A 13,408-nucleotide genomic window follows, 5' to 3' on the forward strand; every position below is an offset into this window, starting at 1 on the left:
CTTGCCGTACAGTGCTGAACCAAAAAGCCCCTGCATTCCAAAACGGATGCAGGGGCTTTCTCTTGTTTACTTCAAGATGATCTCGCCGTTTTCATCGGCATCCACCACAAGGGTGCCGCCGGATGCCAGCGTGCCGTCGATCAGGCGCTCGGCGGCGGGGTCCTCCACCGCCTTGCGGATGGTGCGGCGCAGGTCGCGCGCACCAAAGCGCCCGCCCTGACTCTTTTGCACCAGTGCCTTGAGCGCTGCCGGGGTGTAGCTGTAAGCGATGCCCTTGGCCTCCATGCCGGGCTTGTACTCGTCCAGCATCAGGGCGGCAATGCCCTGCAGGGTCTCCTCGGTCAGGGGCTTGAAGGCGATCACCTCATCCACGCGGCCAAGGAACTCCGGGCGCAGGAACTGCGCCAGCGCCTTGCGGGTCTTTTCCTCGCTGCGCTGGGCGTCGCTCTTGTTAAAGCCAAGGCTGCCCGCGCTCTGGTCGCTGCTGCCGGCGTTGGAGGTCATGCAGATGACCGTGTTGGAAAAATCCACCGTGCGTCCCTGCGCATCGTTGATCTTGCCCTCGTCCAGAATCTGCAGCAGAATGTTCATCACGTCCGGGTGTGCCTTTTCGATCTCGTCAAACAGCACCACACTGTACGGGCGGCGGCGCACCTTCTCGGTAAGCTGACCGGCTTCCTCGTAGCCCACATAGCCCGGAGGAGAACCGATCATACGGGACACCGCGTATTTTTCCATGTACTCGCTCATATCCAGACGGATGAGCGGGTCGGGACCGTCGAACAACTGATCTGCCAGCTGCTTGACCAGCTCGGTCTTGCCCACGCCGGTGGAACCCACAAAGATGAAGCTTGCGGGACGGCGGCGGCCGGAAAGGTCGGCGCGGCTGCGCTTGATGGCCTGCGCCACCAGATGCACGGCCTCGTCCTGACCGATGACCTTCTGCTTCAAAGCGTTTTCCAGCCCTGCCAGCTTGACGAACTCGGTCTCACGAATTTTCACCGCCGGGATGCCCGTCCACAGCTCGATGACCTTGGCCACATCGTCCATGGTCACCTGAATTTCGCTGGCAGCAGCCTGCTTGGCGGGCAGTTCGGATTCCAGCTTGGCGATGCGGGTCTTGCGCTCGGCCACGCGCTCGTAGTCGATGGCTTCGTTCACATCCGCGCTTTCCATCTCGGCTTCTTCCTGCTTCAGGGCGTCCAGCTCCTTCTGCATCCCCAGATACTCGGAGATGACCGGGTGCGCCAGATTGCAGCAGGCACAGGCTTCGTCCAGCAGGTCAATGGCCTTATCCGGCAGAAAACGGTCGGTGATGTACCGCTCGCTCAGGGTGACCACCGCCGAAAGCACCTCGGCAGGCACCTGTACATGGTGGTGCTGCTCGTAGTAGCGCTTGATGCCGTTCATCACGGCAAGGGTGTCCGCCACGCTGGGCTCTTCCACCCGCACGGGCTGGAAGCGGCGCTCCAGCGCCTGATCTTTTTCAATATACTTGCGGTACTCGGTAAAGGTGGTGGCGCCGATGACCTGAATCTCGCCGCGGGAAAGGGCGGGCTTTAAGATGTTGCCCGCGTTCATGGCGCCCTCGCTCTCACCGGCAGAGGTGATGGTGTGGATCTCGTCAATAAACAGGATGACGTTGCCTGCGGCCTTTACCTCGCTCAGCAGGCCCTTGACCCGCTGCTCGAACTGGCCGCGGAACTGGGTGCCCGCCACAAGGCTGGTGAGGTCGAGCAGAAAAATTTCCTTATCCCGCAGGCCGATGGACACCTGTCCCTTGGCAATGCGCTCGGCAATGCCCTCGGCGATGGCGGTCTTGCCCACACCGGCTTCACCGATGAGGCAGGGGTTATTCTTCTGGCGGCGGCTCAAAATCTGGATGGTGCGGTAAATTTCGCGGTCGCGGCCGATGATATCGTCCAGCTTACCCTCCCGCGCCTTGCGGGTCAGGTTTTCGCAGTAGGTATCCAAAAATTTGCGCTTGGGCGGCTTTTTGCCGTTTTTGCGGTCGGCCTTTTTTTCGCCGTCCTGCTTCTCCGTGCCGGTAAAGCCCAGCGGGAAGGTGGCATTGCTGCCGGGTACAAGATCCTCGTCCATGTTCTCCGCATCGGCATCCTCGCCGGCGCCGGACATATTCATCAGCATGGAAAGGGGGTTGGAATCGCCCAACTCCTCCATCATGCTCTCCATGCGGTTTTCCATGTTATCCAGATCCTGCTCCGACATCCCGAATTGTTTCATCAGGTCGTCCACAGGCTTGATGTGCAGCTCCCGGGCACAGTGCAGACAGTACCCCTCCTGCTTCATCTGACCATTCTCCATCCGCTGGATAAAGATGATTGCCGGACGCTTCTGGCATCGAATACAGACCATAGTTCCTCCTTGTCGCCCCTGTTACAAAAAGGGGTTGAACATATTAAACGCTTTATAGTAAAGACTGCTGTGCATCACAGTGTCGTTGAGCACATTCAGATTGCCGCCGGTAATGACCACCAGCCCCCACACCACGCACAGCACGAGGTATAAGTCCAGCATGGCGGTCATGCCGCCGGTCAGCCAACCCAGACCCCGGTTGACAGTACCAATAACCGGCAGCTTGTTCACCAGCCCCAGCACGGTGACCAGCATGCTGACCAGCAGCCGCAGCACCGCGTAGAACACAAAGAACAGCACCAGCATGATCACCGGGGTGAGCAGCGGCTGCAATACTTTTTCCACGATGGTATCGGCCAGCACCACGGCGTTATCGGCCAGCACGGCGTTGATGCTGCGCTCACAGGCCGCCACGATGGAGGCGCGGAAGCTTTCGGGCAGAAAGCCCGCGTACTGCTGGGCAATGCCGGAAAGGTTCACCACGCCGTCCGCCGAAAGGTGGGCGGCGATCTGGGTGCGGAAGCCCCCGGCCAGCAGATTTTCGAACACCCAGCCCGCGCAGGCGGCAGAACACTGCCGTGCGCCCAGAAGGCTGATGAGGTTGCCGGACAGCTGCACGATGGACGCCAGAAAGCCCTTGCGGGCGTAGCGTACCATCAGCACCAGCCATACCACCGTACATAGGATATCAAAAAGAAATGACGGATTCTTGAACATATCTTGTTTTCCCTGTTATAAAGATCACTTTCCCCGCAAAAATACCGTTTTTTCCCTCGTTCACCGGGCGCTGGAAGCCGTTTGCTCCGGCGGGGTGATCTGCTGCACCGTGTTTCCGCACAGCACCAGCAGCTGCTTGCCCGCCAGCAGCGCCTGCGGACGGACGGAAAGCTCCTGTCCCCACTGGTACACCCCATCTGCGGCAAAGCATTCCACGCTGCTGTCGGTGAGCAGATAAAAGTTTTGCCCCCGGCGCAAAATTTGGTTTGCCGCCGGCACGTTGCCGCTGTACTGCACGTTCAGGTCCTTATCCAGCAGCACGGCGGTGCACACCTGCCCGTTTTCCAGCAGCAGGGCGGCGTTTGCACCGTCCTGCGAAACACTGACAAGGCTGCCGCCGCCAAGGTCAAAGCGTCCCCGCTCGCCGCCGTCCGCGCCGTACACCACGGCGCAGTTCTCGTACACAGCCAGCACGGTGTCGTTGTTCAGCCAGCCCAGCCACTGGGGCACGCTGTCCCCGCTGCTCAGCTGCACCGGGTCGCCCTGCGCAAGGCTGAGCACAAAGAGATTTGCCTGTAACTGCCCCGCACTGGAGGTGACCGCAGCCACCGCCAGACGGCGGCTGTCGGCGGCAAACGCCATCCGCACCGGGGTGCCCTGCGCGCTGGTCATATCCCAGTGCAGCTGTTCGCTCATGGTGGGGGTGTACACGGTCAGCCGGGCGGTGCTGTCGGCGGAATCGGTGGCCACTGCCAGCGTGCCGGTGTCCGACATGGCGCACAGATAGATGCTGTTTTCCAGCGTTTTGCTGTACAGGTTCTGGGTGCGGCTTTCCACCCGCAGCTCGTTGCCGGAACGGTTGTACAGCACAAAGCGGGTCTTGCCCGCAGCCAGCGCCGGGCGGGCGTAGCCGCTCTGGATGCTGGCAAGGCGGGTACCGCCAAGGCTGTACACCGCGCAGGCATCCTCGTCCATGGCTACAAAGCTGCCGGACATGGGCTGCACTGCGGTCAAATCGCCAAAGCCGGTCTGCTGCGGCCAGCCCACCGCCGGGGACAGGGCGATATGCACCGTATCCACCAGATCCTTTACCCGTGCGATGGATGCGCCCACCGCGCCGGTGGCAAACAGGGTGACCAGTATCAGCGCCGCCAGAATGATGGCGGTGCGGCGCAGACGGCGGCGGCGCACCCGCTGGCGCGCTGCTTCCAGATATTCCACACGCCCGGCAGAAAGCGGCTCTCCGTCCGGGTTGCTGCCGCCGCGATGAAGCTTTTTCATGGCTGCTCTTCCTTTCTTTCCGGGTAATCCACACACTTTAAAAACAAGCCCTTTGCAGGCAGGGTGGGGCAGGCCCGGCTGCGGGCCCGGCTTGCCAGAATGGCGGGGATGTCCGCCGCACACAGCCGCCCCGCGCCCACCTCGCACAAGGTGCCCGCCAGAATGCGCACCATGTTGTACAGGTAGCCGTCGGCGGTCACCTCAATGTCCACCTCGTCCCCGCGCCGAGTGACGCGGCAGTCCGTGATGGTGCGCACGGTGTCCCCGTGGGCGGCGGCAGAAGAGCCCGCCGCGCACAGCGCCAGAAAATCGTGGGTGCCTACGAACTGCTGCGCCGCCGCCTGCATGGCAGCCTCGTCCAGCCGCCGGGGCACACGGGTGTAGTAGGCGGCGTCAAAGGGCGAGTCGATGGGGTGGTTATGGATGCGGTATAAATAGGTCTTGGTATGGGCGGCGTACCGGGCGTGAAAATCCTCCGGCACGGTCTGCGCCGCCAGCACACGGATATCCGGCGGCAGATGCTGGTTGAGCGCCAGCGGCAGCTTTTGTGGCGGGATGCGGGTATCGGCATGGAAATTCAGCCGGAAGCCCAGCGCGTGCACCCCGGCATCGGTGCGGCTGCAGCCCTTGATATCCGGGCGTGCGCCCAGCACCGCTTCCAGTGCATCCTGAAAGGTAGCAGCCACGCTGCGCCCGTTGGGCTGCACCTGAAAGCCGCAGTAATTTGTGCCGTCGTAGGCAAGGGTAAGTAAAAAGTTCATAGTTCTGATTTAAAATGGCCTCTTTGCGGAAAGCCTTCCCCCCAAGGGGTGAAGGCTTTAGCGCGCCCGGAAGGTTTCTCATTGCACTTGACCCTTTAGCACGGAGGGTAACGGCATGCGCCCTCTCAGTCACCTTTGGTGACAGCTCTCCCAAAGGGAGAGCCAAGAGCACTGCCGGGAACTTCCTCATTATACCTAATACTTTAGTGCTGAACTTTACGGCTTGGCTCCCCCCTTGGGGGAGCTGGCGCGGGAGCGCCTGAGAGGGCGAAACTGGCGCGCCCGGAAGCTTTTCACTTTAGCCAGAAACTTTGCCGTTACCACTGAAGCCTTCCCCCGGTCGGGGGAAGGCTTAAAAGGAGTTCTCCTCTTTAATAATTCGGGAACACCAGCCGGGAGGCAAGGATGACGGCAAAGCAGGCGATGCAGACCGCAAGGTCGATGTAGTCCTGTTTTTCGCAACGCAGCACCTTCAGGCGGGTGCGACCCGTGCCGCCGCGGTAGCAGCGGCACTCCATGGCCATGGCCAGCTCGTCTGCGCGGCGAAAAGCCGAGATGAACAACGGAATGAGCACCGGCACCAGCGCCTTGACCCGGTCGGTCATTTTGCCGGTGTCCAGCTGCGCGCCGCGCGCCTTCTGCGCGTTCATGATCTTATCCGTTTCCTCGATGAGGGTGGGGATGAAGCGCAGGGCAATGCTCATCATCATGGCAAGCTCGTGCACCGGGAAGTGCAGCTTGCCCAAGGGCTTGAGCAGCTGCTCAATGGCATCGGTCAGCACAATGGGGCTGGTGGTGTAGGTAAGCAGGCTGGTGCCCGCGATGAGCGCCATCACGCGCACCGCCATCAGCACCGCATAGCGCACGCCCTCGGCGTAGATGGTCAAGAACCAGAAATGCACCAGCGGGTCGCCCTCGCCGGAGACAAAGAAGAGGTTCAGCACCGCCGTGAACAGCACGATGGGCAGAATAGGTTTCAGGCTTTTGCCGATCATCTTGACCGGAATCTTTGCCACCTTGTACATGACCCCCAGAAAGAGGATGGACAAAGTAAGCCCCAAGGGGTTGGAGGCTGCAAACAGCAGCACGATATAAGCGACCGTCAGCACAAGCTTCAGTCTGGGGTCGAACCGATGCACCAGACTGTTGCCCGGGAAGTGCTGACCGATGGTGATATCTCGCAGCATCAGACAGCACCCCCTTTCTGGACAGCGCTGCGGGGCAGCACAAGGCTTTCCCCGGCATCGCGGCGGCGCTTGGCCTCCAGCAGGGTCTTGACCGCGTAGGGAATGGTGTACACGTCCGCCGGGACGTCCACCCCCATCTCCCGCAGCTTGAGGAAGATTTTCGTCACCTGCGGCACCGACAGCCCCAGTTCCAGCAGCTCCGGGGCGCGGGCAAAGATCTTTTCCACCGTGTCGTACATGGCAATTTTCTTGTTGCTCATCACCAGCACGCGGTTGGCGTACTTGGCGATATCCTCCATGCTGTGGGACACCAGCAGCACGGTGGTGCCGGTCTTTTTGTGGTACTCCTTCACCTCGGAAAGGATATCATCCCGTCCCTCCGGGTCAAGACCGGCGGCAGGCTCGTCCAGCACAAGGATGCGGGGCTTCATGGCCATCACACCGGCCACCGCCACCCGGCGCTTCTGACCGCCGGACAGCTCAAAGGGGCTTCGCTCCAAAAGCGCCGGGTCCAAGCCTACAAAGTCTGCGGCTTCGTGGACGCGGCGGTCTACCTCGGCCTCGTCCAAGCCCATATTTTTAGGGCCAAAGGCGATGTCCTTGTAGCAGGTCTCCTCAAACAGCTGGTATTCCGGGTACTGGAACACAAGGCCGGTGAGAAAGCGGAAATCCCGGATCTTTTCCGGGTCTGCCCACAGGTCGCGGCCGTCGATGTAAATTTTGCCGCTGGTGGGCTTGTTCAGGCCGTTCATGTGGGTGATGAGGGTGCTTTTGCCGGAGCCGGTGGCCCCGATGATGCCCACAAAATCGCCCTCTTCTACGGTAAAGCTCACGTCGTCCAGCGCGGTCACTGCGGTGGGCAGGCCGGGGTTATAGACGTAGCTCAGATGTTCTACCTTAATGATATCTGCCATTTCGTCCGCCCCCCTTACTGCAGCAGTTCATACAGCGCCTGTGCGCAGGCACCGGTGTCGATGATGCCCTCCGGCATCGGGATACCGGCCTTCACCAGCTCGTCCCGCAGCTCAGCGGCCTGCGGCACGTCCAGATGCAGAGAACGCACCTTCTCGGTCTGGCTGAACACCTCTTTCGGGGTGCCCTCCATCACCACATGACCCTTGCTCATCACCAGCACACGGTCGGCCTGTGCGGCTTCTTCCATATAGTGGGTGATGGACACCACCGTGATGCCCATGTTCCTGTTCAGGTAGTGGATGGTCTGCATCACCTGCTCGCGGCCGCGCGGGTCCAGCATGGCGGTGGCTTCGTCCAAAATCAGGCAGTCCGGGCGCATGGCAACCACACCGGCAATCGCCACGCGCTGCTTCTGACCGCCGGAAAGGTTGTGGGGTGCGCGCTCGCGGTATTCGTAGATACCCGCCATCTTCATGGAGTCGTCCACACGGCGGCGCATCTCGTCCTGCGGCACGCCGAGGTTTTCCAGCGCAAAGGCCACGTCCTCTTCCACCACGGTGGCAACGATCTGGTTGTCCGGGTTCTGGAACACCATGCCCACGGTCTGGCGGATATCGTAGAGCTTGTCCTCGTCTGCGGTATCCATGCCCTCCACATACACCTTGCCGCTCTCGGGCAGCAAAATGGCGTTGAAGTGCTTGGCCAGCGTGGATTTGCCGCAGCCGTTTGCACCCAGCACCGCCACGAACTCCCCGCGCTTCACCTGCGCGGATACGCCGTCCAGCGCGTAGACCGGCTGCTCAGCATCGTAGCGGAACTTCAAATTTTCAGCAGTTAAAATCGTATCACTCATGCTTTGTTTCTCTTTCTGGTGGTGCGCCCCTCCGAAAAGGGCTGTACCCCATTCTTAGCATATATTTATCTCAGTCACGGCTGTCGCCGTGACTGAGATAATACTTTACTTTCATTCTTCCCAAATGGCGGTGGCGCCGCAGGGCACCACGCCGCCGGTGGCAGACACCGGCAGGCCGATCTCATCGCAGCTGGTTTTGCCGCCAAAGCGGGGCACCAGCGTGGTTTTGAGCATATACTCCATCACCGCCGGGGACAGGCCGGTGGTGTAGCTGTTGACCGCAAAGAACAGCGGGGTATCGCTGAGCACCTCTTCGCACTGGCTGATGAGGTCGTAGATGCAGTCCTCCAGCTTCCAGATCTCGCCGCCGGGGCCGCGCCCGTAGCTGGGCGGGTCCATGATGATGCCATCATAGGTGTTGCCCCGGCGCTTTTCCCGCGCCACGAACTTGGCGCAGTCGTCCACCAGCCAGCGGATGGGCTTATCGGTCAGGCTGCTTGCCACGGCGTTGTCCTTGCCCCATGCCACGATGCCCTTGGAGGCATCCACATGGCAGACGGTGGCACCGGCAGCGGCGCAGGCCAGCGTAGCGCCGCCGGTGTAGCCGAAGAGGTTCAGCACCTTCACCGGGCGGTTCGCGGCGCGGATCTTCTGCTGGTACCACGCCCAGTTGACCGCCTGCTCCGGGAACACGCCGGTGTGCTTGAAGCCGGTGGGGCTGACGATGAGGGTCAGCTTATCCTCCCCTTCGCCGCAGCTGATCTTCCACTTTTCCGGCAGACGGCGGCGGTATTCCCACTCGCCGCCGCCCTGATTGGAGCGGTGGTAGATGGCATCTGCCTTTGCCCACAGGGGGCTCTGCTTGGGGGTCTTCCACACCACCTGCGGGTCGGGGCGGATGAGCAGGGTCTCTCCCCAGCGTTCCAGCCGGTTGCCGTCGGTGGCATCCAGCAGTTCGTAGTCTTTCCAAGTATCTGCAGGGCGCATAGCGTCCTCCTTCCGTTTAATTCCTTTATATGATAGGTCAGAACAGGCTCTGCTGGCCGTTTTCCTCGGCGCTGCCGGTCTCCGGGGCCTTCATACCCAGATGCTCGTAGGCAAGGCGGGTGGCGCAGCGTCCGCGGGGGGTGCGGGTCAAAAAGCCCATCTGCATCAGATACGGCTCGCACAGATCCTCCAGCGTGACGGCCTCCTCGCCCAGCGCGGCAGCCAGCGTTTCCAGACCCACCGGCCCGCCGTTGTACATCTCGATGATGGCACGCAGCAGGCTGCGGTCCAGTTCGTCCAGACCCAGTGCGTCCACGTCCATCCGCTTGAGCCCCAGCAGCGCCACGTCCTGATCGATGATGCCGTCACCCAGCACGGTGGCGAAGTCGCGGATGCGCTTCAAAAAGCGGTTCGCCACGCGGGGCGTGCCCCGGCTGCACTTTGCCAGCTCGTAAGCGCCTTCCGGGGTGATGGGCTGATCCAGAATGCCCGCTGACCGCATGATGATGCGGGAAAGCTCGTCCGGGCTGTACAGTTCCAGCTTGAGCAGCACGCCAAAGCGGTCGCGCAGCGGGCCGGTGATCTGTCCGGCGCGGGTGGTAGCGCCCACCAGCGTGAACCGGGGCAGGTTGATGCGGATGCTCTGGGCGCTGGGGCCTTTGCCGATCATGATATCCAGCGCGTAGTCCTCCAGTGCGGGGTACAGCACCTCCTCCACCTGCCGGGACAGGCGGTGGATCTCGTCGATGAACAGCACATCGCCCTCCTGCAGGTTGGTCAGCAGGGCAGCAAGGTCGCCGGGCTTTTCAATGGCAGGGCCGCTGGTGATGCGGATCTGCACCCCCATCTCGTTGGCAATGATACCCGCCAGCGTGGTCTTGCCCAGACCCGGCGGGCCATAGAGCAGAATGTGATCCACCGGCTCGCCCCGGCGCTTGGCGGCTTCCAGATAGATCTTCAGGTTCTGCTTGGCCTTTTCCTGCCCGATGTAGTCCTCCAGATGCTGCGGGCGGAGGTTATTTTCCTCACTGTCCGCCGGGGTCATGACGGGCTGCATCATTTTTGCGCCGTACAGCGCGGTATCGTCCTGCATTGCTTACCTCCTGCCTGCCATGCTGCGCAAGGCCAGCTTGATGATCTCTTCCACCGGCAGCGCGGCGTCGATCTTTGCGATGGCCAGCGCCGCCTCGCTCTGGCTGTACCCCAGCGACACCAGCGCCGCAATGGCCTGTGCGCTGCTCTGAGTCGCGGGCGTGTCGGCGGCAGAGCCCGCCACATCCTCCAGTGAGATGCCGTCCACAAAGCCCCGCGCCACCTTATCCTTCAGTTCCAGCACGATGCGCTGCGCCAGCTTCGGCCCCACGCCGGAAGCAGCCTTAAAGGCCTTGTGGTCCACCGCCGAGATGGCCAGCGCCACCCGCTGCGGCTCCATGACGCTGAGGATAGCCAGCCCCACCTTGGGGCCCACGCCGGACACGGCGGTCAGCATCTCAAAGCAGGCCTGCTGCTCCTCGGTGGCAAAGCCGTACAGGCTTACATCGTTCTCGGTCACGCTCATCACGGTGTACAGGGTAGCCTCCTGCCCCACACCGGGCAGTGCCCCCGCCACACTGGCCGGGCACTGGGTATAGTAACCCACGCCGCCGCAGCTGAGCACCACGGCGTTCAGGCTTTTTTTCACGATTTTTCCAGTCAGACAGTAGATCATAGAATCCTCTCAGTCAAGACCCGCCGCCCCGCAGGGCGGCTGTGGTATGCGGTCAGATGGGCCCCGCCACCCGGCGGGTGTAGCGGTTGAGCTGGTTGCCGTTGGTATGGCAGAAGGTAATGGCCATGGCCAGCGCATCGGCGGTATCGTCCGGCTTTGGCACGGCAGGCAGATGCAGCAGCACCCGGGTCATCTCCTGCACCTGCTTTTTCACGGCCTTGCCATAGCCGGTGACCGCCTGCTTGACCTGCATGGGGGTGTACTCGTAGATGGGCAGCCCCGCCTGCGCCGCCGCCAGCAGAATGACCCCGCGCGCCTCAGCTACGCCGATCACGGTGGTCTGGTTGTGCTGGTAGAACAGCTTTTCGATGGCAAGCACCTCGGGCTGCGTGCGTTCGATGACCTCCTTGATGCCGGTATACACCTCGTCCAGCCGCCGTTCAAACGGCACGCCCGCGTCCGTGCACACCGCGCCGAAATCCACCGGCGCAAAGCGGTTGCCCGCATACTCCACCACGCCCCAGCCCACGATGGCGTAACCGGGGTCGATGCCCAAAACTCTCATGCTGCGTTCCCTTTCCGACACTACTCCTATTATAGTTTTCTATTATAGCACAACGTCTGGTTGGGGGCAACAAGAAAGCTGTCGCCCGCCGTCCCAAAACCCGCGCTGCACCGCACAGAAGCCGGGTTCCGGGGTGCTTTTTTCAAAAAAGTTTTACAATTTTTGAAAAAAGCCCTTGCTTTTTGTCACAGGCTATGGTATTATAATCTAGCTGATTTCAGCAAAACAGAATATGGACGGTTAGCTCAGCTGGTAGAGCATCTGCTTGACGTGCAGGAGGTCACAGGTTCGAGTCCTGTACCGTCCACCACATCCCCAGACCATTCGGTCTGGGTTTTTTGTTTGTGGTGGGTGCTGCACCGCTTGTAAATCCACCGTATTTTCGTTATAATAAAACTGAAAGAAGGTGGGCACTATAATTTTGCAGTATTTTGTCATAGCATCCGATACGGGCAATAAGATTCCGGTTGAAATCGAAAAATCAACTTCTGCCGACCTTGCAGCGACCCAAGAGAGTTGGCAGACCGACTGGACAAGCGAGTTCATCGGTGATCCCGCACTGGAAAAGTATACCGCCAAGACCGAAGGCGGCGAAATCGTAGCATTGGGTGCTTACCGCGAAACAGAAGCCAGTATGTTCGTGTATATTGAATACATCGAAAGTCACCCAGAAAGTAACCCTACGTTAACTGCAAAACGCAAATATCTGGATATTGGGCGCATGATGATCGCATTCGGCATCCAGCTTTCCATTGATTCCGGTAAAAATGGTGTTGTCACCTTTGAAGCCAAGACGGATGAACTCGCAAAACATTATATCCGGGATTTTGGCGCAATTCAGGTCTTTGCCAAACAGTCCGGTGGACCGATCATGTTGATGGTTGCCGATAATGCGGCGCTTTCTCTTTTCAATACATATCTTTCCTGAAAGGTGGTGCTCCTATGGATATCGAGGTCAAACGAATGTCCCCTACTGCTGTTGAAATGCTTGACCAACTCAGTGCAGTCTGCAAACGGTTCAGCGTTGATTACTATGCAGTCTCCCAGAATCAGCGTGATCTGCTGGACAGCATTGCCCTGCACGAATACCAACTGAAAAAAGCACACGAACAAGGGCTGAAGCGTTCCGAAGTGCCGCCGTTTCTCGGTTTGAAGCGCTCTGACCGCAGCAACGATATGCCCGCCTGAAGGTTCGACTGCCTTGGACAATGCTCCACCACATCCCCAGACCATTCGGTCTGGGGATTTTTTGTTGTCGTTCGCCAGCCCGGAACAGCAAACCGGGAATTTCACTCTTATCGGGGGTGTTCTTTCCTTGGCGGGTGTGATATACTCGGCTTAGTTCAACAAATCGGAATTTGGAGGGGCGAATCATGTGGAATGAATTAGGTATCAGCGGTGGAACCGCAATTGTTATTTTGATCGCGCTGTATTACGTTATCAAATGGGCAGTGAGAAACGGCATCAAAGAAGCTTACCGTGCTATCACGGGAGAGAAAACCGATGAAGATATCCAAAACGAAAAAGAACTGGAAAAACTCGGATCAGATTCAGAAGAGCAATAAAGCTGCACGCGTTCCCGGCAAAGAACAGCGCACAAAAAACCACATAAAGGAGAACCTTCACCATGGAATACAAACGTTTTGGCAATAAGATCATTGTCCGCATCGACAAGGACGAGGAGATTCTTGAACAGGTCAAAGAGCTTGCCCTGAAGGAAAACATCCGCCTTGCCGCTGTGCAGGCGCTGGGCGCCGCCAACAGCTTCACGGTGGGCGTATATAATGTAGCGGAGAAGAAATACTACGCCAACACCTTCAGCGGCAGCTTTGAGATCGTGTCCCTGACTGGCACCATCAACACCATGAACGGTGAATTCTACGCCCACCTGCACATGAGCGCCGGCAACGACAAGGGTGAGGTGTTCGGCGGGCATCTGAACCGGGCGGTGGTCAGCGCCACCTGTGAGATGGTGGTGGATGTTCTGGACGGAACGGTAGACCGCCAGTACGACCCCGTTACCGGGCTGAACCTGTTCAAGTTCTGAGCTGCTTTGTA

Annotated in this window: 15 protein-coding genes and 1 tRNA gene; 5 read left to right on the forward strand and 11 right to left on the reverse strand. The window is 60.0% G+C overall.

The genetic code is table 11. The features are described 5' to 3' along the window. Positions 1–66: 66 nt before the first annotated feature. The 11 genes from ACXPUX_RS01645 to ruvC form a co-directional block, all read right to left on the reverse strand. Positions 67–2,376: an ATP-dependent Clp protease ATP-binding subunit gene (locus ACXPUX_RS01645; protein ID WP_458829525.1), complete on the reverse strand. Its 2,310-nt coding sequence runs from the start codon at positions 2,374–2,376 to the stop codon at positions 67–69. 21 nt (positions 2,377–2,397) lie between these two features. After that, positions 2,398–3,093 carry a hypothetical protein gene (locus tag ACXPUX_RS01650; protein ID WP_458829527.1) on the reverse strand — a complete coding sequence of 232 codons (696 nt, stop codon included), beginning with the start codon at positions 3,091–3,093 and terminating at the stop codon, positions 2,398–2,400. A 60-nt stretch (positions 3,094–3,153) separates the two neighbouring features. Beyond that, positions 3,154–4,374: a DUF5711 family protein gene (locus tag ACXPUX_RS01655; protein ID WP_458829529.1), complete on the reverse strand. Its 1,221-nt coding sequence runs from the start codon at positions 4,372–4,374 to the stop codon at positions 3,154–3,156. Beyond that, positions 4,371–5,135, reverse strand: coding sequence for a tRNA pseudouridine(38-40) synthase TruA (gene truA / locus ACXPUX_RS01660; RefSeq protein WP_458829531.1), 765 nt, complete (start codon positions 5,133–5,135; stop codon positions 4,371–4,373). Before truA ends, ACXPUX_RS01655 begins: the two co-directional genes overlap by 4 nt. 371 nt (positions 5,136–5,506) lie before the next feature. Next, positions 5,507–6,322, reverse strand: coding sequence for an energy-coupling factor transporter transmembrane component T family protein (locus ACXPUX_RS01665; protein ID WP_112090965.1), 816 nt, complete (start codon positions 6,320–6,322; stop codon positions 5,507–5,509). Further along, positions 6,322–7,236 carry an energy-coupling factor transporter ATPase gene (locus ACXPUX_RS01670; protein WP_458829533.1) on the reverse strand — a complete coding sequence of 305 codons (915 nt, stop codon included), beginning with the start codon at positions 7,234–7,236 and terminating at the stop codon, positions 6,322–6,324. The genes ACXPUX_RS01665 and ACXPUX_RS01670 overlap by 1 nt, the downstream gene beginning before the upstream one ends. A gap of 14 nt (positions 7,237–7,250) precedes the next feature. Then, on the reverse strand, positions 7,251–8,090 hold the full coding sequence (locus tag ACXPUX_RS01675; protein ID WP_112090966.1) for an energy-coupling factor transporter ATPase: 840 nt from the start codon (positions 8,088–8,090) through the stop codon (positions 7,251–7,253). Positions 8,091–8,201: 111 nt separating this feature from the next. Next, positions 8,202–9,077: a class I SAM-dependent methyltransferase gene (locus ACXPUX_RS01680; protein WP_097779083.1), complete on the reverse strand. Its 876-nt coding sequence runs from the start codon at positions 9,075–9,077 to the stop codon at positions 8,202–8,204. Between the two features lie 37 nt (positions 9,078–9,114). Further along, entirely contained in the window at positions 9,115–10,170 is a 1,056-nt protein-coding gene (gene ruvB, locus ACXPUX_RS01685) for a Holliday junction branch migration DNA helicase RuvB (RefSeq protein WP_113620686.1), read from the reverse strand. A 3-nt stretch (positions 10,171–10,173) separates the two neighbouring features. Next, the gene (ruvA, locus tag ACXPUX_RS01690) at positions 10,174–10,785 is read right to left on the reverse strand and encodes a Holliday junction branch migration protein RuvA (RefSeq protein ID WP_458829536.1); all 612 of its coding nucleotides are present in this window, start codon (positions 10,783–10,785) and stop codon (positions 10,174–10,176) included. A gap of 52 nt (positions 10,786–10,837) precedes the next feature. Continuing rightward, entirely contained in the window at positions 10,838–11,350 is a 513-nt protein-coding gene (ruvC, locus tag ACXPUX_RS01695; protein WP_458829538.1) for a crossover junction endodeoxyribonuclease RuvC, read from the reverse strand. A gap of 234 nt (positions 11,351–11,584) precedes the next feature. Between ruvC and ACXPUX_RS01700 the strand changes: the two genes are divergently transcribed. From ACXPUX_RS01700 to ACXPUX_RS01720, 5 genes are all read left to right on the forward strand, one after another. Continuing rightward, a tRNA-Val gene (locus tag ACXPUX_RS01700) sits at positions 11,585–11,660 on the forward strand. Between the two features lie 111 nt (positions 11,661–11,771). After that, complete coding sequence (locus ACXPUX_RS01705) at positions 11,772–12,278, forward strand: hypothetical protein (protein ID WP_458829540.1); 507 nt, start codon at positions 11,772–11,774, stop codon at positions 12,276–12,278. A gap of 14 nt (positions 12,279–12,292) precedes the next feature. Then, entirely contained in the window at positions 12,293–12,538 is a 246-nt protein-coding gene (locus ACXPUX_RS01710; RefSeq protein WP_458829541.1) for a hypothetical protein, read from the forward strand. A 185-nt stretch (positions 12,539–12,723) separates the two neighbouring features. Then, positions 12,724–12,915: a DUF6019 family protein gene (locus ACXPUX_RS01715; protein WP_458829543.1), complete on the forward strand. Its 192-nt coding sequence runs from the start codon at positions 12,724–12,726 to the stop codon at positions 12,913–12,915. Positions 12,916–12,977: 62 nt separating this feature from the next. Next, on the forward strand, positions 12,978–13,397 hold the full coding sequence (locus ACXPUX_RS01720) for a PPC domain-containing DNA-binding protein (protein WP_458829545.1): 420 nt from the start codon (positions 12,978–12,980) through the stop codon (positions 13,395–13,397). Positions 13,398–13,408: the final 11 nt, after the last annotated feature.

It is taken from the genome of Faecalibacterium sp. PGM34, assembly GCF_054456555.1.

Coding starts and splice junctions, on each gene's coding strand:
- ACXPUX_RS01645 (WP_458829525.1), bottom strand. CDS start 2,376: ATGGTCTGTATTCGATGCCAGAAGCGTCCGGCAATCATCTTTATCCAG.
- ACXPUX_RS01650 (WP_458829527.1), bottom strand. CDS start 3,093: ATGTTCAAGAATCCGTCATTTCTTTTTGATATCCTATGTACGGTGGTA.
- ACXPUX_RS01655 (WP_458829529.1), bottom strand. CDS start 4,374: ATGAAAAAGCTTCATCGCGGCGGCAGCAACCCGGACGGAGAGCCGCTT.
- truA (WP_458829531.1), bottom strand. CDS start 5,135: ATGAACTTTTTACTTACCCTTGCCTACGACGGCACAAATTACTGCGGC.
- ACXPUX_RS01665 (WP_112090965.1), bottom strand. CDS start 6,322: ATGCTGCGAGATATCACCATCGGTCAGCACTTCCCGGGCAACAGTCTG.
- ACXPUX_RS01670 (WP_458829533.1), bottom strand. CDS start 7,236: ATGGCAGATATCATTAAGGTAGAACATCTGAGCTACGTCTATAACCCC.
- ACXPUX_RS01675 (WP_112090966.1), bottom strand. CDS start 8,090: ATGAGTGATACGATTTTAACTGCTGAAAATTTGAAGTTCCGCTACGAT.
- ACXPUX_RS01680 (WP_097779083.1), bottom strand. CDS start 9,077: ATGCGCCCTGCAGATACTTGGAAAGACTACGAACTGCTGGATGCCACC.
- ruvB (WP_113620686.1), bottom strand. CDS start 10,170: ATGCAGGACGATACCGCGCTGTACGGCGCAAAAATGATGCAGCCCGTC.
- ruvA (WP_458829536.1), bottom strand. CDS start 10,785: ATGATCTACTGTCTGACTGGAAAAATCGTGAAAAAAAGCCTGAACGCC.
- ruvC (WP_458829538.1), bottom strand. CDS start 11,350: ATGAGAGTTTTGGGCATCGACCCCGGTTACGCCATCGTGGGCTGGGGC.
- ACXPUX_RS01710 (WP_458829541.1), top strand. CDS start 12,293: ATGGATATCGAGGTCAAACGAATGTCCCCTACTGCTGTTGAAATGCTT.
- ACXPUX_RS01715 (WP_458829543.1), top strand. CDS start 12,724: ATGTGGAATGAATTAGGTATCAGCGGTGGAACCGCAATTGTTATTTTG.
- ACXPUX_RS01720 (WP_458829545.1), top strand. CDS start 12,978: ATGGAATACAAACGTTTTGGCAATAAGATCATTGTCCGCATCGACAAG.